Here is a 20,426-nt window from a genome sequence, read left to right as displayed (position 1 = left end):
GATTCATTTGTAAAATCAGGCAAATTTTTGCAAAGCAGGATGGCCCGATTTTAAAGCAATCCACAGCGGCGTTTACTGCGTTCTTCCGCTTCCTTGTATAACTGAAATTCATCTAAAACCTGGCAGCCCAGCGCCTGCTCGAATGCCTCACGACTGGCATTACCATGACTGCGCGTCTGCGTTTCGTTACCGAGATTGGACTGGAAGATCCCCGCCGCACTCACCGGCAAAAAATCCTCATAGGTAATAGGTTGTGCGACAACCCAGCCACGTTCGATTAAAGGTTGCGGATCGTCCCCAGGATGTATCGCCTGACGATGCGCTTCACCCGATGGTGTCAGTCGATAACGGAACCATGCCAGCCCTTGCTGGCGCATCAAAAATTCGCTGTCCGGGAAAGCGCGAAAGGTTTCCTGCAAATGCAGTTGATGAGTGAGATTATCCTGTCCAGTTCCGGCATTACGCAGAAGTTCATCATACAGTCGCCGCCCTTTTGGCGTTAACGCCACTCCGCGCTGTTCTATCTCACCAAATCGCGCGGTATGCCTCCCCTGCTGTTGCCCCACAAACAGAACCGTTTCTTCCAGTGCCTTAAAGCTGGTTTGACGCAATAAAATAGGCACCTCGCGGCGCGGCGGCCCTTCGATGAGAATTTTTGGTTCGATACCGCACTCGGGCATCATCGACTGCACCCGATCAATGTCCAGCGTGCGTGGCGTCAGGTGATTGATATGACAGCCCGGAAAACAGACTACATCAGCGATCAGCCGATGCTCGTTATGCAACGCGTGATAGGTTTCTTCATCTACCGTTGCTGACTGATGCCAACGAAATGTCTCCAGGGCTTCCCGCACAAACTCCCGCGCTTGCGCTTCGCTAAAACCGCCCTCCCGATCATATTCATCTAACAGTTGCCGACAACGTGGGGTAAAGATATCGCGCTGGCGTAAAATCTCCGCCGCCTTTTGGCGCAATGTTTTGTTTTCGATAAGCTCAAGGCGGAGCAATGAGGTAAAAACGCGGAAAGGATTACGCGCAAGCGAGGCATCATCGATGGGCCGAAATGCCGTAGAATGTACCGGCACGCCGGCCTGCGAGAGATCGTAATAACTCACCGGATACATTCCCATAATGGCGAATATCCGCCTTAATGTGGCAAGTTCCTGCGCGGTTCCCACACGTATCGCCCCATGACGTTCAACGTTAAGCCTCGCCAGTTCATCCGCATTCACCATTTTTTCATGCAGTTGGGGATTATTTTCCAGCACAGCCAGATTCACGTCAGCGACCAGTTCCAGCAATGTACCGTACTGTGGAACTTCTTGTTGATACATGGCTGACATTGCCTGCGAAAACTGTTCCCGAATCTCATCCGCTGTGATGCTGTTCGCCATAATGCCTACCCCCAGTGGTCAATTATCTCGAGTGTAGGTAACCGCATTCACTCTGGTGGGAAGAATTTACAAACTGTGATCTCGCCGCGAAATCATCAATATTATCGTTTTCGATGTAACATAATTACTTTAAATGTTAATAATATTTTGCAATCAAGTTATCATAATCAAACAACATCACTTGTCAGCGGCACCGCTTCGTTTTTAACATCGCTTATGGAAAAAAATAGTCTGTTTAGTCAGCGCATCCGTTTGCGCCACCTTCATACATTCGTAGCTGTCGCACAACAAGGAACTTTGGGGCGCGCGGCTGAAACCCTTAACCTGAGTCAACCGGCACTCTCTAAGACATTGAATGAGCTGGAACAATTGACGGGGGCTCGCCTGTTCGACCGAGGACGTCAAGGCGCGCAGCTCACCTTACCTGGCGAGCAATTTTTAACTCACGCAGTCCGAGTTCTTGACGCCATCAACACCGCTGGACAATCACTTAATCGTAAAGAAGGCCTTAACAATGATGTCGTCAGAGTGGGCGCGCTACCAACCGCGGCACTAGGGATATTACCTTCGGTTATAGGTCAGTTTCATCAGCAACAAAAAGAAACCACACTGCAAGTTGCCACCATGAGTAACACGATGATCCTTGCGGGATTAAAAACAGGGGAAATCGATATTGGTGTTGGTCGGATGTCAGATCCTGAACTGATGACCGGACTTAATTACGAGCTGCTGTTTCTCGAATCACTTAAGTTAGTTGTCAGGCCTAATCACCCCCTGCTTCAGGAGAACGTAACGTTAAGTCGGGTACTGGAATGGCCTGTTGTCGTATCACCAGAAGGCACCGCGCCACGGCAGCATTCAGAGGCATTAGTAAAAAGCCAGGGATGTAAAATTCCTTCAGGCTGTATTGAAACGTTGTCTGCATCACTTTCACGTCAGCTTACGGTTGAATACGACTATGTGTGGTTTGTTCCTTCTGGCGCTGTGAAAGACGACCTGCGTCATGCCACGCTGGTGGCCCTGCCTGTTCCGGGGCATGGAGCAGGCGAACCTATTGGAATACTGACCCGCGTAGATGCAACACTCTCTTCCGGTTGTCAGTTGATGATTAACGCCATTCGAAAATCAATGCCGTTCTGAAAAGTAAGGGATCTTACGATCCCTTTTTTATCACACCGTTGCCAAACTCACTGAATTCCCTGTTCCTTGTTGATCCGCCTGAACTGGTTGTTTCTTCAGACGGAACACATCCACGGCTTCCGTTAACCGCGCCGCCTGTTCTTCAAGAGATACCGCCGCAGCTGAAGCCTCTTCCACCAGAGAAGCGTTCTGTTGCGTCACTTTATCCATTTCAGAAATCGCCTGGCTAACTTGTGTGATACCTCTGCTTTGTTCATCTGAGGCGGCAGCTATTTCTTGCATGATATGTGTGACGCTCGCCACAGCATCAACAATAGCGCTCATGGTTTTCCCTGCCGTTGCCACCTCATCGGCCCCCTGGCCAATCAACCTGACGGACTCACTGATCAAGCCTTCAATCTCTTTCGCCGCCTGGGCGCTACGGCTTGCAAGTGTACGCACTTCGCTGGCGACAACGGCAAATCCCCGCCCTTGCTCACCGGCTCGTGCGGCTTCAACAGCGGCGTTGAGCGCCAGGATATTGGTCTGGAAGGCAATACTATTGATAACAGCCGTGATTTCAGAAATTTTCTTCGAGCTACTGGAGATATTACCCATTGTCCGCACTACACCGGAAACTGTTTGTCCGCCATCACCGGCTTTACTTGAGGCCTCTTGCGCCAGTTTGCTGGCATGATGTGCGTTATCAGAATTTTGCTTCACTGTCGCGGTGAGTTGCTCCATGCTGGCGGCGGTTTGTTCAATTGCCGCCGCTTGTTCTTCGGTGCGTGAGGAAAGGTCAGCATTACCGGCAGAAATCTCACTGGTGCCACGATAGATCTCTTCTGCTCCCTGGCGCACCGTTCCCACCGTCAGCGCCAGCGAATGCTGCATTTGCTGTAGATGGCGACTTAAGCGGCCAATTTCACTGCGGCCGGTGGATTCGTCAACCAAAGTCAGATCGCCACTGGCTATTTTTTCAATCCGTTGGGCGGCATGTTGCAGAGGACGAATGACAATTCGGCGTAATACCATAAAGGTTATCAGCGTCATAACCAGCGCAAGTATAAATGCGCCAATCATAAACATCCCTCCCAGACGAGTACGCTGATGCGCCTGTTCCGCTAGCTGGTTAGCTCTGGCGCTACGTATTTCAATGGCTTTGCTTAACTGCTGGTTATAGGCATTATCAAGCGTTCTGATCTGCTCACTTTCATGATTGATAATGGCTTCAAACATGCCATTTTTGGCATATTTCAACATGGGTTGCAGACCGGAAATATAAGCCTGGAAACGCTGATTTAATTCTCCGTCCAGCGCATCGTCAGCGGGCGTTTTCACCAGACGAGTACGGTAAACGTTATAGCCTTGTTGCGATTGCTTTATTTGCAATTCCGCTTGCGCAATATTTCGCTTCATCTCTTCCATTTCAGCGATACGACTTGCTGCCCCGGCCTGAATCATATTGATCCGGGCTGAACGCAATAAATCAGAGCTGTTTGCTAAACCCGTGCGTATCTGGATCTCGTCGCTGACGTCGCGCTGATCGCGGTCTGCCTGCCAGAGAAAATACCCCGACAGGGATGAACTCAAGGCAAACAGAAACAGGATGCCGCCAAGAATGCAGGCAAATAATGGAACCAGCCTGATGTGATGTAAAAAGCCTAAGCGGTGTGAGGATGTTGTATTCATGACCGTTGTCTCTCTTCCTGGTTACTCCCGATAGAGAGTCATCGGCAATCGATGGTAATTGCTTACTGGCAAAAACCTGTTCATATCACATTTTTACAACAATTTTTGCGATGAGAGATTATTACCATCGGAATAAAGAGACTTACGAGTAGTTATACCTTGTAAGGCGTATTACGAAAAATTCTGGAAAATGCCACGCAATTTCGTGAAGTGATTATTTCGCTGGTAAGGGTAATTGCATAGGATGTTTGCGGGCGCCTGAGACTTTCTGTTTTCAGGCTTACCGGGAATCAGAAAGACGAAGGCCCCGACCGATATTTCTATCAACCGAGGCCGACGAATGAACCACACAATTCGGATGTTAGCCTCTTACCCGCCATCCGGCAAGGAGAAAAGGCTATGAAGCGCAACCCCCTGGTGGTGTGTCTGCTCATTATCTGTATCACGATTCTGACATTCACACTCCTGACCCGACAAACGCTCTACGAACTGCGATTCCGGGACGGTGATAAGGAGGTGGCGGCTCTCATGGCCTGTCAGTCCAGGTAAGGGCCTGCGCGGGGAGCACTCCCCGCACATCTGGTTGACGAGTTCATTTTCTCATGGCGCCCCTTTTAGTTAGTGCATGTTTTTTTCGATGCGCTGATAGAACCATCATTACAGACAAATTTGCCGCCTGCAGTACAGTGAGAGATCCCCCCTTTCGCACCAGAACAGGGTTTGCGCCCGGCATCAACATAAAAAGACATCAGTAATCCCATCAGTAAAATAAAGAGCAACTTTTTCATACAACCTCCATGGCTTGCCGAATCTTATGTTCGGTATAAAAGTTATACGCCGTGCGGTCTTTATTTCACTTAGGGAGATCAAGGATTGGGGAAATTGAATTTCAATCTTAACAGTAGATATGTTGATTAAATATCAACCCGTTGAACATATAAACTCGGATTATGGTTTTATTTGTCATACAAATAAATATAATAGGCGCTTCCGATGTAGGCCCGTATTCTTCGCCTGTACCACGGGTCTGGTTTAGTACAGGCGCTTTCTTCTAATACCCTCAGGAGCGCTTACGCGGCATCATGCGCAGAAGCGTGTTGTCTTTCCAGAAATAGTGGTGCGCCAGAGCTGCAGCCGCATGAAGCCCGATAACGAAATATCCCAGATTGGCCAACGTTTCATGCCACCACTTTAATCTATCCACCAGGTCAAAATTGGCCTCTGACGCGTAAGGCATCGTCAGACCAAACGCAAACCACGGATTACCCCGGTTATACATCATCACCAAACCAATCACTGGCAATACAATAAACAGGAGATAGATCACCAAATGTCCCAAATGAGCGAGTCCCGTCATCATGGGCCTGGGTTTCGGTACAATGGGCGGCGTTGGGTATTTCAATCTGAGTAACAGTCGAAGCACCATCAGCACGAGAATTGAGATGCCACATGAAACGTGGATCATGTTGATCACCGGACGATCGCTACGCGGGAAAAAACCACGAAACTCCATTGCACAATAGGCTGCAATAACCAGCAAAAAGACCAGCCAGTGAATGCCAATTTGTAACCTTGAATATCTAATTCCCATAACATTTCCTGCTTTAACACAATTTGCCGTTAACATAACGAGCTTTTCTTAAAATTTCATTAAATATTGTTCACCCGTTTTCAGTACGTTACGTTTCATGGCAAAAATGTAGATTGCCCATCCTGTCATCCTGGTCTAAGCCTGGAAAGGACTAATTTTTACCCACAAGTTCTTGACTGGAGAAAACCATGAGCAAAGTTGGCATTAACGGTTTTGGTCGTATCGGCCGGCTGGTATTACGTCGGCTACTTGAGATTAAAAGTAACATTGACGTTGTCGCCATTAATGATCTTACATCTCCGAAAATTCTCGCCTACCTACTAAAGCACGATTCAAACTACGGTCCTTTCCCCTGGAGCGTCGATTTCACAGAGGATTCACTTATTGTTGATGGAAAAAGTATTGCGGTTTACGCCGAAAAAGACGCGAAAAATATCCCCTGGAAAGTAAAAGGGGCTGAAATTGTCATTGAATGTACCGGTTTTTATACTTCCGCAGAAAAATCCCAGGCGCATCTGGACGCTGGCGCGAAGAAGGTGTTGATTTCCGCTCCGGCAGGAGAAATGAAAACCATCGTTTATAACGTCAATGATGGAACTCTGGATGGCAACGACACCATTATTTCTGTGGCGTCATGCACAACCAACTGTCTTGCGCCGATGGCCAAAGCATTGCATGACAGTTTTGGGATAGAAGTTGGCACAATGACAACGATCCATGCCTATACCGGCACCCAGTCTCTGGTGGATGGTCCGCGTGGTAAAGATTTACGTGCATCGCGGGCGGCGGCGGAAAATATCATCCCCCACACTACCGGTGCGGCAAAAGCCATTGGTCTGGTGATCCCGGAACTTAGCGGCAAACTTAAAGGTCATGCGCAACGCGTGCCAGTGAAAACCGGTTCAGTGACCGAGCTGGTGTCTATCCTGGGGAAAAAAGTGACTGCTGAAGAGGTGAATAACGCACTTAAAAAAGCAACGACCAATAACGAGTCATTTGGTTATGCCGACGAAGAAATTGTCTCTTCCGATATCATTGGCAGCCATTTTGGTTCGGTGTTTGATGCGACCCAAACGGAAATCACCGCAGTGGGCGATTTACAACTGGTGAAGACCGTCGCCTGGTACGATAACGAGTATGGTTTTGTCACTCAACTCATTCGTACTCTGGAAAAATTCGCCAAACTCTGACCCGCGCTGGCGGAGGAAAAACCTCCGCCTCTTTCATATCTTACGACTGCAAATAGACCACCTGAGTCTGTAGATACTCATGCAAACCATGTTTGCCATCTGCGCCGCCAATACCCGACTTACGCCATCCAGCATGGAAACCTTGCATAGCTTCGAAGTTTTCTCGGTTGATGTAGGTTTCGCCAAACTTGAGTCCTTTGATGGCTTTCATCGCCACGTTAAGATTCTCGGTATATATCGATGACGTCAGGCCATAATCGCTGTCGTTGGCCATGGAGATAGCCTGTTCCAGCGTGTCAAAAGCGACTACCGGCAGCACTGGCCCAAAGGTTTCTTCGTGCATAATGGACATTTCCTGTCGGACATCCAAAAGCAACGTTGGCGGATAATAATAACCTTTCCCTTCTACAGCCTTACCACCCAACGCGATTCTCGCGCCCTCTTCTACTGCCCGCGCTACCTTTTGTTCCACCCTTTCCAGAGCCGCAGCGTTAATCAGCGGCCCCATCGCAATGTCGTTACGCTCGGCGGGGTTGCCAAATTTAACCGCCTGCATTGCCTCGCCCAGTCGATTAACAAAGCGATCGTAAATACCTTTCTGCACATAAACACGTTCCGCACAGTTGCACACCTGCCCGGTATTTATCACGCGTGAATCAACAATGGCTTTGACGGCCAATTCAAGATCGGCGTCATCCATCACGATAGCAGGGGCTTTGCCCCCCAGCTCCAGACACACTTTGGTGATATTTTTCGCCGCGGTTGCCATGATTTTTTCTCCGGCAGCGACGCTGCCTGTCATGCTGACCATAGCGACTTTTGGATTACCCGCCAACTCCTGACCAACCGTTTCACCGCGTCCTAACACAAGGTTAAACACGCCGCGTGGTAGGCCGATTTCGTCGACGATTTTAGCAAATGCGATCGCATTGTTTGGCGTAAATTCGCTCGGTTTGATGACGATGGTATTACCTGTGAGAAGAGCTGGCGCCATTTTGCGAGCAATCAGGAAAAACGGGAAGTTCCACGGTAGGATACCGGTCGTTACGCCCAACGCACGTTTAAACAGCAGGATGTTTTCCCCAGGACGATCACTTTGAATAATCTCGCCCTCGTAGCGACGAGCCCATTCCGCCATGTAATCGATATAGTCAGCAGTAAAAGCGACTTCGACTTCGGCCAGCTGTTGAATTTTGCCACCTTCCTCGACGATCAATGAGCTAATTTCACTGGCCCGTTCGCGGATCCCCGCAGAGATTTTCCGTAACCAGTTCGCTCGTTCAATCGCGGGTAATGCTTCCCATTCTGGCTGTGCACGCTCTGCTGCATCGATTGCTTTGCGAGCATCTTCAGCCTGACCATCAGGAATGCGGGAAATCACTGCCTCTGTTGCGGGGTTAACCACATCAATCCATGCGTCGCCGCGCCAGGTGACAAACTGTCCATCGATATACATAGGATGTTGAACGGGTACAGACATGGGCTACTCCTGCGATTGATATGTTTATATTTTGTGATTCATATGTTAATTAACATCAATCACAGCAGAGAAGGCATCGTGGATGTGCAATTTTGTGAAAGGCTTCATAAAAAGAGATACGACGGGAATAAAGAGAGGAAGAAAAAGATCAGATTATTACCCGTTTGCAATCATTTGTTCACAAACGGGCAATTATTAGCGCAGTGAACGACTCTCCATTGCCTCAATAAGCACTGCGTCATGCTGTAATAGCTGCCATGCCTGCGTAACTTCTGACGGAAAATCGACGTGAACGATAAAATCGCGTCCGCGCGGTCCATAGCCATCGCTGTCATCGCGCAAGCGTGGCAGCTCGCCAGTAAGTAGGGACAAATATCGCTCAACTGGCCATAGTCCTGTCAGCGGATTAGCAAACGTCACGCTGCCTGCATCATTTCCCAACTGTGGTACGAATCCCGGATAACTTAGCCAGCGAGGCGCATCAGGATTATCTCCTGTTATACGACGGAACGTCGCCATGGTGCGGCGTTGCATAGTGGGATCCTGGACGACAATCGTGGTATGGACTCGCTCTGCTAACTGATTCAATAATGCGATACTGAAACGGGCATTTTCTCCACAGTTAGTTGACTGATCTTCAATCCAGACTTTTTCATGTGGAATATGCCAAAACTGATGGGCGATATCCGCAAGGATGGTAGCTTCTGCCCTGCCAGTGGTGCGGATAGTGTTGTAGTGCGGATGCTGTGCAATGGCGCTATACAAAAAAGTTGTCGAGTGACCAATACCACCACTAATCAGTAAAGGAATTTGCTGATCTCTTGCAATCTTACAAGCGGCATCGATAGTGGGAATGACAGCATTGCCTGCAAGGATCACGCAATCGGCCTGATACGGAGCTTCACCGGAGAAATCATCCTGCGCCAGCCATCGACCGATAACGTTTATAGCATCAATGGTTGACGCTGAAAGCGTCGGAAACGGGTTAATATTCATGGTCCCTCCTTATCGTTCCCTTAAGAATACTGCGTGAGATAATAATGAGAAGCGGAGCACTCTGAAAGGAGGAAGCCGTATTTCCTTAACCGTCTCTCCGCAAGCCTGACATATCTTTTACGGAAAAGCTGTAGATAAACATTATTCATCTTGCAGCAGAGAATTGTATTTTTCTGAATTTCCCAATTTTTGCCCTTACCGTTTTTAGAATTAATAAAAAACCCGGCGCTAAATGCTTACCGGGTTTTAGATTTATCAGGCAAATAGCAGGGTTAACCGCTAATCTGCTCCATCGCCTGCAAAATACGCTTATCTGAAATCGGATAAGGTGTACCAAGTTGTTGAGCGAAGTAACTAACGCGCAGCTCTTCTATCATCCAGCGGATCTCTTTCACGTCTTCATCCTCACGACGTGCAGGCGGCAGTTTGTTGATCCATTGCTGCCACGCCTGCTGGACGTTTTCGACTTTCAGCATCTGTGCACGGTCGCGATGTGGATCAATCGCCAATTTTTCCAGTCGTTTTTCTATCGCCTGCAAATAACGCAGCGTGTCGCCCAGGCGTTTGAAGCCGTTACCAGTGACAAAACCGCGATACACCAGCCCGCCCATCTGCGCTTTGATATCCGACAGTCCCAGCGCCATCGTCATATCCACCCGCCCTTTCAGACGTTTGTTGATATTGAACACCGCAGTGAGGATTTGCTCGACCTGCTTCGCAATATCCACCACCGTGTCGTTCAGTTCAGCGCGGACTTTTTCATGCAGCGCAGCAAAGCCTTCTTCCGTCCAGACCGGGCCACCATTGGCGTCGATCAGTTGATCCACACCGCAGGAGATACAGTCGTCAATCAGCTCCAGCACTTTGCCATACGGGTTAAAGTACAGTCCCAGCTTGGCTTTGTTCGGTAACTTTTCATGTAAATACTTGATCGGCGATGGAATATTCAGCAGCAGTAGACGGCGAAGACCGTTCCACATTGCCTGCTTTTGCTCCAGCGGGTTATCAAACAGTTTGATCGCAACACTGTCGCGCTCATCCACCAGCGCCGGCCACGCCTTCACTTTGTAGTTGCCACGCTTCTGTTCGTAGCTTTCCGGCAGCTGACCAAAACTCCAGATATGTAAGCCGCTCTGCTCGATACCGTCATCCGCCACCGCAGACAGCGTTTCCTGCACTTTGCCTTTCAGCGCATCTTTCAGATCTTGTAATGAGCGCCCTTCTTTTAGCTTCTTGTTTTTGTCATCCACCACGCGGAAGGTGATTTTCAGGTGATCAGGCACCTGATCCCAGTGCCAGTCTTCGCGGTCAACGGTAACGCCGGTCATCCGCCGTAGCTCGCGCTCAAGGCTGTCGAGCAACGGTAACTCCAGCGGTGTGACGCGGCCTAAAAACGCTTCGGCGTAGTTTGGCGCGGGTACAAAATTACGGCGTACCGGTTTTGGCAACGATTTAATCAGAGCAATCACCAGTTCGCGGCGCAGACCGGGGATCTGCCACTCGAACCCGCTTTCCTCAACCTGGTTAAGTAACGGCAGCGGAATATGTACGGTCACACCGTCAGCATCCGCGCCGGGCTCAAACTGATAGCTTAAACGCAGCTTGAGATTGCCCTGATGCCAGAAGTTCGGGTAATCCAGCTTGCTGATTTTTTCCGCACCTTCTTTGATCAACATGCTCTTTTCAAAGTTGAGCAAATCAGGCGTTTCGCGGCTGACTTTTTTCCACCAGCTGTCGAAGTGACGAGCGGAGATTACATCGTGGCTGATGCGCTGGTCGTAGAACTCAAACAATGTTTCGTCATCAACCAGAATATCGCGGCGACGTGATTTGTGTTCCAGCTCTTCCACTTCTGCCCGCAGTTTCAGGTTTTCGCGGAAGAAAGCGTGACGCGTCTGCCAGTCACCTTCCACCAGCGCATGGCGAATAAAGAGTTCACGACACAGCGCAGGATCAATCTGGCTGTAGTTAACCTTACGTGCGGCGACAATCGGCAAGCCATAAACGGTGACTTTTTCCGTTGCCATCACCGCGCCCTGCGCCCGTTCCCAGTGCGGTTCACTGTAGGTGCGTTTAATCAAATGCTGAGCGACGGGTTCCACCCATTCCGGATCGATGCGTGCCGCAATGCGCCCCCACAGGCGGCTGGTTTCTACCAGTTCCGCCACCATCACCCATTTCGGCGGCTTTTTGAATAAACCGGAACCGGGGAAGATGGAAAAACGCGCGTTACGTGCGCCGGTATATTCTTGTTTATCGGCATCTTTCATGCCGATATGGGAAAGCAAACCAGTCAGCAACGCAATGTGAATTTCGCGATACTCCGCCGGTTCGCTGTTAACCGGAATGCCTAGTTCTTTCACTACCTGGCGCAGCTGAGTGTAGATATCCTGCCATTCGCGCACGCGCAGATAGTTGAGATAATCGGTACGACACAGGCGACGGAAGGCGTTTGAAGAAAGCGCCTTTTGCTGCTCGCCAAGATAATTCCACAGATTCACAAACGCCAGGAAGTCAGACTCTTTGTCGTGGAAGCGACGATGTTTTTCGTCCGATGCCTGCTGTTTATCCATCGGACGCTCGCGCGGATCCTGAATGGAGAGTGCGGACGTGATAATCATCGCCTCACGCACGCAGCCATGTTTTTGCGCTTCCAGCACCATACGCGCCAGACGTGGGTCGACAGGCAACTGCGAGAGCTGGCGACCGAGCGGCGTCAGTTTATAGGCGCTGGCCTGTTCATCCGTGGTGATCGCGCCCAGTTCTTCAAGCAGACGCACACCATCCTGGATATTGCGTTTATCTGGCGCTTCGACAAACGGGAACGCGGCGATATCGCCCAGCCCCAGCGCGGTCATCTGCAAAATAACCGAGGCCAGGTTGGTACGCAGAATCTCCGGATCGGTAAACTCCGGGCGCGAGAGGAAATCGTCTTCGGAATAGAGACGAATACAGATCCCTTCTGACACACGACCACAGCGGCCTTTACGCTGATTGGCTGAAGCCTGCGAAATGGGCTCAATCGGCAATCGCTGCACTTTGGTGCGATAGCTGTAGCGGCTGATACGCGCCGTACCTGGGTCGATAACGTATTTAATCCCCGGTACGGTCAGCGAGGTTTCCGCGACGTTGGTCGCCAGTACAATGCGTCGCCCGCTGTGCGACTGGAACACGCGGTTCTGTTCGCTGTTGGAAAGCCGTGCATAAAGCGGCAAGATTTCGGTATGGCGTAAGTTCAGCTTGTTCAGCGCATCGGCGGTATCGCGAATTTCTCGCTCGCCGCTCATAAAGATCAGAATGTCGCCAGGGCTTTCCTGGCTCAGTTCATCTACGGCGTCAAAAATCGCCTGCAACTGGTCGCGCTCGGTGTCATCGGCTTCTTCAACAATCGGGCGATAGCGCACTTCCACCGGATAGGTCCGACCGGAGACTTCGATAATCGGCGCATTATTAAAGTGGCGCGAAAAGCGTTCCGGGTCGATAGTCGCGGAAGTGATAATAATTTTTAGGTCAGGACGCCGCGGCAGCAACTCTTTCAAATAGCCGAGCAGAAAATCGATATTCAGGCTACGTTCGTGCGCTTCGTCAATAATGATGGTGTCGTACTGCATCAGCAGGCGGTCTTGCTGGATCTCCGCCAGCAGGATCCCATCGGTCATCAGCTTGACCATCGTGTTATCACTTACGTGATCGCTGAAACGCACTTTGTAACCGATGCAACCGCCCGGCTCCGTTTTCAGCTCTTCCGCAATACGGTTCGCCACCGTTCGTGCCGCCAGGCGACGCGGCTGGGTATGGCCGATCAGCCCTTTAATCCCGCGCCCCAGCTCCATACAGATTTTCGGTAGCTGAGTCGTTTTACCGGAACCCGTTTCCCCGGCGACGATCACCACCTGGTGATCACGAATTGCTTCGAGAATGTCCTGTTTTTTCTGACTAACCGGCAAATTGTCCGGGTAAGTAATTTCCGGTCGTGCCGCTTCACGCAGCAGGACTTTCCCTGCCGCCTGGTCAATCTCTTTCGCCATCTCCTGGAAAATGGCCTGTTGTGCATCAGGATTTTTAACCTTCTTCACGCCGTGCAGACGGCGAGAAAAACGCAGTCTGTCACGCAGCATCAGCGAATCCAGCCGCTGCTGCAAGGCCGTAAAGGTCAATTTTTGTTGTTCTGTCATAACGTTAGTGGGCAGTAGTCTGCCTGATTAATTTTCTTTGAAATGATAGATATAGAGTACCACATCGCGGCTTTCTATGCGTTGTTCAATAAATTCGAACATAGGCTTCGATTTATTGCGCTATCTCTGTGGCAGGATTGTGAATAAAGTGTCAACAAGAAACGGGGCATCGCCCATTCAAATATCTATAAGGAAACACCATGAGCAAGGTATTAGTTCTTAAATCCAGCATCCTGGCAGGGTACTCTCAGTCTAATCAGTTGTCCGATTATTTTGTTGAACAATGGCGCGAAAAGCACTCCGCTGATGAAATCACCGTTCGCGACCTGGCTGCAAATCCAATTCCGGTACTGGATGGCGAACTGGTTGGCGCTCTGCGTCCGAGCGATGCGCCGCTGACTCCGCGTCAGCAGGAAGCTCTGGCGCTTTCCGATGAGCTGATTGCCGAGCTGAAAGCCCACGACGTTATCGTTATTGCGGCACCGATGTACAACTTCAACATCTCGACTCAGTTGAAAAACTATTTTGACCTGGTTGCACGCGCAGGCGTTACTTTCCGCTATACCGAGAACGGTCCGGAAGGTCTGGTAACGGGTAAAAAAGCCATCGTTATTACCAGCCGCGGCGGGATCCATAAAGATGGACCAACGGACCTGGTGACGCCGTATCTGTCCACGTTCCTCGGCTTTATCGGCATTACCGATGTGAAATTCGTCTTCGCCGAAGGGATCGCATACGGTCCGGAAATGGCAGCGAAAGCGCAGTCTGACGCGAAAGCAGCTATCGACAGTATTGTTGCTGAATAAGATTTATGATGCCTCCCACGAAAGTGGGAGGTTTTTTTATTTAACCCGTCTTTTGCGCAATACTGTCCAGCGTTGCCAGCACGTCATCCGTTAGCACTAATTCATCGGACGCCATATTCTCCCGCAGATGTCCCACCGAAGAGGTGCCAGGAATCAGCAAAATATTCGGTGAACGCTGTAACAACCACGCCAGCGCCACCTGCATTGGTGTCGCATTAAGGCTTGTAGCAACATCGGAAAGCGTGGAGGATTGCAGCGGCGTAAAGCCCCCGAGCGGGAAGAACGGCACGTAGGCAATGCCGTCACGAGCCAAAGCATCAATCATTGCGTCATCAGCACGGTGCGCGATGTTGTATTCGTTTTGCACACAGACGATTTCGGTAATCTTACGTGCCTCTGCAACCTGCGTCGGTGTAACTTTACTCAGGCCAATATGTTTTACCAGCCCTTGTTGTTGCAGCTCCGTCAGCACGGTCAGGCTGGCTTCAATCGATCCTTCCGCTGGGCCGTGACCATCGCCAAACATTACGCGCAGATTTACTACATCCAGTACGTCCAGGCCGAGATTACGTAGATTATCGTGCACCGCTTTTTGCAGCTCCGCCGGAGAAAATGCGGGCAACCAGGAAGCATCCTCACCACGCCGCGCACCAATTTTAGTGACAATTGTCAGGTCGTCAGAATAAGGATAAAGCGCTTCGCGGATAATCTGATTGGTGACGTGCGGGCCATAAAAGTCGCTGGTATCAATGTGATTGACGCCCAATGCCAGCGCCTCGCGCAGCACGGTAATAGCAACATGGCGATCCCTTGGGGGGCCAAAAACCCCAGGACCTGCCAGTTGCATTGCACCGTAACCAAGACGATTAACGGATTTTGTACCGAGAGTAAATGTGTTGCTGCTCATCGCACCCTGCCCTGTAATAAAACGGATTAAGAAAATCAGTATAGAAATGAAAAGAGATAAATAATGCGAAGGCGTAAACAAGATTACTGGATGAGTTGCTCTGTTGTCCTGAAAGACACCAATACAAAACGCGTCAAGAATCGCATCCGGCAAAAAAAAACCGCAACCTGTATCAGCGTTGCGGTTTGTGTATCACATGCTAAAAATTAGAACGTTTTCTTGAAGTTCAGCATCACACCTTTGTCGCTGATGCCGTCCTCTTTCCAGTTGTACGCATCCAGATTCAGCGAACTTTCTTTGCTGCTGTACTTCACGCCGACGCTTGCCAGGCTGTTGATGCCGCCGCCCTTCTGACCGTCATCGACGTTAAAGTGCTGACTACCTGCGCCTGCCAGGCTTGCCGTACGCTGGCTCTTCGCATAGCTCAGGTTAGGCCCGCCTTCCAGCGTGGCGTTTGCGCTCCAGCCGTCTTTACCTGCGTAGTCCAGTTTCAGCCCGACGATGCTGTCTACCGCCGTTTCGCTGCCGCTGTTCATGCTCAGGTTAAAGTCTCCGGCATTGCGTTCCTGATAGCCACCTTCCAGTGTGTGACGCAGTTTTACACCCGCATATGGCGTGATCTTCAGCCCTTCGCTCGGTTCGAAAGTCTTCGCCCCTTCGCTGCGGAACTCCAGGTACTGCTGCTTCACGTCGGTATCAGCCGTTTTGTTCGTGCTGCTAAATGCAATCGAACGACTGCTGTCAAGGTTGTGAACGTCATAACGCAATGCGTTATTCCAGTTCATGCCATTGTCGAAGGACATCTGATGTTTCAGGCCAAAGAACTGGCTGTAGCCACCGGTTACGCCATTATCACCCGCTTTCTGAGCACCGTCGCCATCGAGGTGAGCTATACCGTACTCCAGACTCATCGTCTGGCTTTCGCTCAGGTCGATGGTTTTACGCAATGCCAGCATGTCGTATTCGGTATTATTACCTAACTCGGCACGCGGATCGCCTTTCGCTACAACGTTGAACGCCAGGCCGTTACCCACTTTCGGCGCGGCATCCGCCAGCATACTAAAGCGGTTGCTTAACACGCGCGCTTCCCGGAATACCGTGGTCGCCTGGCTGCCACTAATTTGCTTAAGTGCGCTGTTCAGTTCGGCAATCGTGCCGACGTTCAGGCTGGTAAACAGTTCGTTGTTGGTGTAACCCGCATCCAGTGCCTTCGCGACACCATTCACCGAAGAATCAGTTGCTACCTCGGTGTAGGCGTTTTTACTCATGGTGACGTCAACGTTGCCGTTGGCATCGGTGCTGCCCTTAGCGTTCCAGACAACTGTGGAGGAAGTGATATTCTCCACGCCGCTGATATTTTCACCTTTGAAAACATCATCAATCACTACGCTGGTATCAGCAGTACCGGCACTGAATCCAGTATTAACCGTGACGTTGTCACTTATGACCAAATTATTGGCTTTCAGCGTGCCGGAACTTCCGTCACTGTTGGTACCAATGGTGTAATTGGTGAGTTTTTGCTGGGTAACTGACTCAACAGGCGCAGCAGGTACGTTGCCCTGTCCTGGTGTCGCAGAAGCATTCGGTACAGTGATATCAACAGTACCATCATGATCATTTCTCGTCCCTGTTGTATTTGGTGCATAAATATCGCAATCAATATTACACAGCAGGTTGATAATCCCATTATTCACAATCGCTTTAGTCGAGCCACCAAACGCCCATGAATTATCTGCGTAAACATTAATAACGCCCTCTTGAGTATTATTAATCGTCGTTGCAGAACCATTTCCTTTGATACCAATCAGCCCCTCACCATTAGTTCCATCAGCCTGACCCTGCTCGGTGCCGACATTAATCGTACCACTGTTCACCAACTGGACAGTATAACTGGTCGTTCCGCAGCTAATAGCAACTGCCCCATCACCCTGAATATTGATTACCCCGGCATTTGCGAAATTATACCCACGGCCTAAATCAATCAACGGAGCATCTGGATTAATACCATTAATAACACCTGTTTCCGTATTCCAGATCCATTTACCGTTACTGTTTGATCCTGTACTTGCTGTTTTAATAGCACTGTAACCGTTAGTGGCGGTAATCGTGCCACGGTTAACCTGCGCAAGCGAGTCATTGGGGCGAGTCACATTAACAATGGTGTTTTCACCTCCTGCAATAGCATTTCCGCTATTACTGAGCGTTGAATCTGCTTCGTTATACAGTACGAAACTGCCATTCATTAATGATTTACCATCAGCAGTAACTGCCATTTCACCAGTGTTGACAACGCTTTGTCTGTAACTGGTTCCCTCAATAACACCGCTGAATTTCCCTTCGTTGTAGAAATTAATTCCACCATTCAGGGTCAGCAGCTCAGTTGTCATGCTTGCTGTCGCACGATTGTAAATACTGGCGTTGGCATTAATGGTATCAGAATCCAGCACTCCACTGTTTTCCAGTCCTTGCACAATATTCAAATTACCATTAATTGTCAGACTGGCATTATCTTCATTGTAAAGCCATTTCGTTGCATTTAAATTGCTGTTAATAGTTTCATTGCCGTAATTGGCTAATGATTTTGCAGTCACAAACTCATTTATAGCTGATGTAGTAGTAATTGACTCACCGCTTTTACTCAATTTTGTCAATAATTCTCCACTTTCTGTTGCTGCTCCCATATGAGAATCAGCATCATCCATTGGTGAACCAAACAAATTAATGGAGCCGTAATTCAGAATTGTTCCTGTACCATCATTATAAAATGCCTGACCATGATCCACATTAATGTTAATTATGCCCGTTTTATCATTGATAGCCGTGCCTTCATGATATACAGCCATACCTACCAGTGTATTCGCCCCCAGGCTATCATCATAATTTTCATTTTTCTCTAGATTGATAATACCCTGATTGATAACTGTATTATCAGTACCATAGGCCGCCATTCCGGCACCGGCGTTATAGACAGTAATAATGCCACCCAACAGGTTTGTCGATGTGGCATTGATTTTCGCACCGCTCGTCGTATCTGTACCAACCGCCATACCCACACCAAAATCTCTGGCATTGGTTGACATTATATTACCATCCAGTGTAGTCGTGTCATTTACATCAACCCATAACGTGTCTAATTTTATCTGCCCCGCATTATCGGCGGTGGAGTTATTAATAGCCAACATGCCTATAACACCACGCCCATACAAATCAATAATTCCATCAATACTGTTGACAACAGAACCATTAACAAATGATTCCATTCCTGTAATACTGGATATTTTATTGTAGAAAATATTAGGCACAGTGCCGCCAAGTGTGGAATATATATTCATCACACTTTGTTGCTGCATTACTTTCCCGGTAATTACACCATTATTACTAGCCTCACCGTTTCTCGTTACAAAGAAACCAGCCCCGCCAGTCTCTACTGAGCCATAATAATATTGCGAAAGCGTAATACTGCCATTATTAATACTTGTTGAACCCACATCAGAAACCGTAGCAAAGCCTATATTCCATAGATCAATATCGCCATTATTGACAGCTTTGGCACCTGATTTAACATCAACAATTCGTGATTCAGCCATGTTATAATGGTTATAGGAATGAATATCCCCCATACTTATCGAGGCATCTGCATCGACTTCCAACACCGCATTATTGCTTAACTGGATAATATTTTCATAACCTAATGGAAAATCACCACTAATTGTTGAATCGCCTTTCAAATACACCGATGACTTACCATCAACACTAATAACTGGTATATTCCCAGAGCCTTTACGTTCTGATGCAATAACAGAACCATCCGCTAATTGATTGACTTCACCCACAAGGTGAATGCCGTTATTCAAATTAATAACGTTATCATCACCAGAGACAACCAGGCCAGAGATATTTTCCTGACTGCCATCATATTTTGAGTAGCCACGAGTAGTCATTTCGCTGTCTACGACAACCGTTAACTTTCCGTCCAGATTTGCCTTGTTATTATTGCCTTTAATATTGATACCAGTGGAGTCATCGTAAAAACTTTCAGCACCATTATCAGCCAACTGATTTTTATCGACACGAACATTGCCGGTAATATCAATATTATTGTTATCACCGATAACATTGACCCCAGAGGCTGACTGCCCGGTAACATTCAGATCAGCTGTAGCCAGCGTTAATTGGTTACTGTCACCATTGAGCACAAGCCCCGTGGAGAAATCACCAATCTGCATATCGCCAGCCAGTGAGACGTCTCCATCATTGGTTGTAATATTAAACCCTGTAGCAAAGTTTGTTACGTCAACATCCCCAGTCTGAACAAAAGTCGCTTTGTCGCCGTCAATCTGTATACCAACAGATTTTTCATCTGTGACAGTAATGTTACCCTTGTTGTTCACCGTCGCGCTGTCGCCGGTGATATCAATCCCGTGTGCCCCGCCGCTAACATCCAGATCGCCGTCCTGGATAACGGTCCCGTTATTGCCGTTGATTTCCGTACCGGTGGAATCCTTGCCATCAACGGTGGTTTTACCGTTGTTGTTGGCGGTGGCGTCGTCACCGTTAATCTGCGTGCCGGTGCCGCCGTTGCTGATGGTGCTGTCGCCTTCATTATTAACAACCGCCTTGTCGCCGTCGATCTGAATACCGATGGATTCCGGATCGGTCACGGTCATGGTGCCGTTGTTATCCACCGTCGCGCTGTCGCCGGTGATATCAATCCCGTGTGCCCCGCCGCTGACGTCCAGATCGCCGTCCTGGATAACGGTTCCGTTATTGCCGTTGATTTCCGTGCCAGTGGCATCTTTACCGTCAACGGTGGTTTTACCGTTGTTGTTGGCGGTGGCGTCGTCACCGTTAATCTGCGTACCGGTGCCGCCGTTGCTGATGGTGCTGTCGCCTTCGTTGTTAACAACCGCCTGGTCGCCGTCGATCTGAATACCGATGGATTCCGGATCGGTGACGGTCATGGTGCCGTTGTTGTCCACCGTCGCACTGTCGCCGGTGATATCAATGCCGTGACCGCCGCCACTGACGTCCAGATCGCCGTCCTGGATAACTTTCCCGTTATTGCCGTTGATTTCC

12 protein-coding genes and 1 pseudogene are annotated in these 20,426 nt (G+C 49.3%); 4 read left to right on the top strand and 9 right to left on the bottom strand.

Annotated features, from left to right (window positions below; all coding sequences use genetic code 11):
- Positions 1–50: 50 nt before the first annotated feature.
- Complete coding sequence (locus tag D9736_RS20385) at positions 51–1,394, bottom strand: VOC family protein (protein ID WP_130259050.1); 1,344 nt, start codon at positions 1,392–1,394, stop codon at positions 51–53.
- Between the two features lie 216 nt (positions 1,395–1,610).
- Here D9736_RS20385 and D9736_RS20380 point away from each other — a divergent pair, with 216 nt between their 5' ends.
- Positions 1,611–2,534 (top strand): LysR substrate-binding domain-containing protein, encoded by a 924-nt coding sequence (locus D9736_RS20380; RefSeq protein ID WP_130210229.1) that lies wholly within the window; start codon positions 1,611–1,613, stop codon positions 2,532–2,534.
- 30 nt (positions 2,535–2,564) lie between these two features.
- On the opposite strand, the gene D9736_RS20375 is transcribed toward D9736_RS20380, so the two are convergent.
- Positions 2,565–4,205 (bottom strand): methyl-accepting chemotaxis protein, encoded by a 1,641-nt coding sequence (locus D9736_RS20375; protein WP_130259049.1) that lies wholly within the window; start codon positions 4,203–4,205, stop codon positions 2,565–2,567.
- Between the two features lie 399 nt (positions 4,206–4,604).
- Between D9736_RS20375 and hokB the strand changes: the two are divergent.
- Positions 4,605–4,691: pseudogene (hokB, locus tag D9736_RS23670) on the top strand (type I toxin-antitoxin system toxin HokB); the annotation flags it as partial.
- Positions 4,692–4,819: 128 nt separating this feature from the next.
- On the opposite strand, the gene D9736_RS20365 reads toward hokB, so the two are convergent.
- Together D9736_RS20365 and cybB are read right to left on the bottom strand one after the other, a co-directional pair.
- Positions 4,820–4,993, bottom strand: a complete 174-nt coding sequence (locus D9736_RS20365) for a hypothetical protein (RefSeq protein ID WP_130210233.1) — start codon at positions 4,991–4,993, stop codon at positions 4,820–4,822.
- 272 nt (positions 4,994–5,265) lie between these two features.
- Positions 5,266–5,796 (bottom strand): cytochrome b561, encoded by a 531-nt coding sequence (cybB, locus tag D9736_RS20360; protein WP_130219268.1) that lies wholly within the window; start codon positions 5,794–5,796, stop codon positions 5,266–5,268.
- Positions 5,797–5,984: 188 nt separating this feature from the next.
- Between cybB and gap the strand changes: the two genes are divergently transcribed.
- Positions 5,985–6,986, top strand: a complete 1,002-nt coding sequence (gene gap / locus D9736_RS20355; protein WP_130259048.1) for a type I glyceraldehyde-3-phosphate dehydrogenase — start codon at positions 5,985–5,987, stop codon at positions 6,984–6,986.
- Between the two features lie 40 nt (positions 6,987–7,026).
- On the opposite strand, the gene aldA is transcribed toward gap, so the two are convergent.
- The 3 genes from aldA to hrpA all read right to left on the bottom strand — a co-directional run bounded on the left by aldA (position 7,027) and on the right by hrpA (position 13,637).
- Positions 7,027–8,466, bottom strand: coding sequence for an aldehyde dehydrogenase (aldA, locus tag D9736_RS20350; RefSeq protein WP_130219266.1), 1,440 nt, complete (start codon positions 8,464–8,466; stop codon positions 7,027–7,029).
- A 195-nt stretch (positions 8,467–8,661) separates the two neighbouring features.
- Complete coding sequence (ydcF, locus tag D9736_RS20345; RefSeq protein ID WP_130259047.1) at positions 8,662–9,462, bottom strand: DUF218 domain-containing protein YdcF; 801 nt, start codon at positions 9,460–9,462, stop codon at positions 8,662–8,664.
- 272 nt (positions 9,463–9,734) lie between these two features.
- Positions 9,735–13,637 (bottom strand): ATP-dependent RNA helicase HrpA, encoded by a 3,903-nt coding sequence (gene hrpA / locus D9736_RS20340; RefSeq protein WP_097444113.1) that lies wholly within the window; start codon positions 13,635–13,637, stop codon positions 9,735–9,737.
- A gap of 200 nt (positions 13,638–13,837) precedes the next feature.
- On the opposite strand from hrpA, the gene azoR reads away from it, so the two are divergent.
- Positions 13,838–14,443, top strand: a complete 606-nt coding sequence (gene azoR, locus D9736_RS20335; RefSeq protein WP_000048949.1) for an FMN-dependent NADH-azoreductase — start codon at positions 13,838–13,840, stop codon at positions 14,441–14,443.
- Positions 14,444–14,483: 40 nt separating this feature from the next.
- Here azoR and D9736_RS20330 read toward each other — a convergent pair whose 3' ends face one another.
- Positions 14,484–15,350: an aldo/keto reductase family oxidoreductase gene (locus D9736_RS20330; protein ID WP_130259046.1), complete on the bottom strand. Its 867-nt coding sequence runs from the start codon at positions 15,348–15,350 to the stop codon at positions 14,484–14,486.
- Positions 15,351–15,556: 206 nt separating this feature from the next.
- Positions 15,557–20,426 (bottom strand): autotransporter outer membrane beta-barrel domain-containing protein (locus D9736_RS20325; RefSeq protein WP_130259045.1); only part of this gene is annotated, 4,870 nt, incomplete at its 5' end.

It is taken from the genome of Escherichia sp. E10V10, assembly GCF_004211985.1.
Classification (GTDB): Bacteria; Pseudomonadota; Gammaproteobacteria; order Enterobacterales; family Enterobacteriaceae; genus Escherichia.
The sequence above is the reverse complement of the archived record's forward strand: the minus strand, read 5'-3'. Positions and strand labels throughout refer to the sequence as shown.

Coding starts and splice junctions, on each gene's coding strand:
- D9736_RS20385 (WP_130259050.1), bottom strand. CDS start 1,394: ATGGCGAACAGCATCACAGCGGATGAGATTCGGGAACAGTTTTCGCAG.
- D9736_RS20380 (WP_130210229.1), top strand. CDS start 1,611: ATGGAAAAAAATAGTCTGTTTAGTCAGCGCATCCGTTTGCGCCACCTT.
- D9736_RS20375 (WP_130259049.1), bottom strand. CDS start 4,205: ATGAATACAACATCCTCACACCGCTTAGGCTTTTTACATCACATCAGG.
- D9736_RS20365 (WP_130210233.1), bottom strand. CDS start 4,993: ATGAAAAAGTTGCTCTTTATTTTACTGATGGGATTACTGATGTCTTTT.
- cybB (WP_130219268.1), bottom strand. CDS start 5,796: ATGGGAATTAGATATTCAAGGTTACAAATTGGCATTCACTGGCTGGTC.
- gap (WP_130259048.1), top strand. CDS start 5,985: ATGAGCAAAGTTGGCATTAACGGTTTTGGTCGTATCGGCCGGCTGGTA.
- aldA (WP_130219266.1), bottom strand. CDS start 8,466: ATGTCTGTACCCGTTCAACATCCTATGTATATCGATGGACAGTTTGTC.
- ydcF (WP_130259047.1), bottom strand. CDS start 9,462: ATGAATATTAACCCGTTTCCGACGCTTTCAGCGTCAACCATTGATGCT.
- hrpA (WP_097444113.1), bottom strand. CDS start 13,637: ATGACAGAACAACAAAAATTGACCTTTACGGCCTTGCAGCAGCGGCTG.
- azoR (WP_000048949.1), top strand. CDS start 13,838: ATGAGCAAGGTATTAGTTCTTAAATCCAGCATCCTGGCAGGGTACTCT.
- D9736_RS20330 (WP_130259046.1), bottom strand. CDS start 15,350: ATGAGCAGCAACACATTTACTCTCGGTACAAAATCCGTTAATCGTCTT.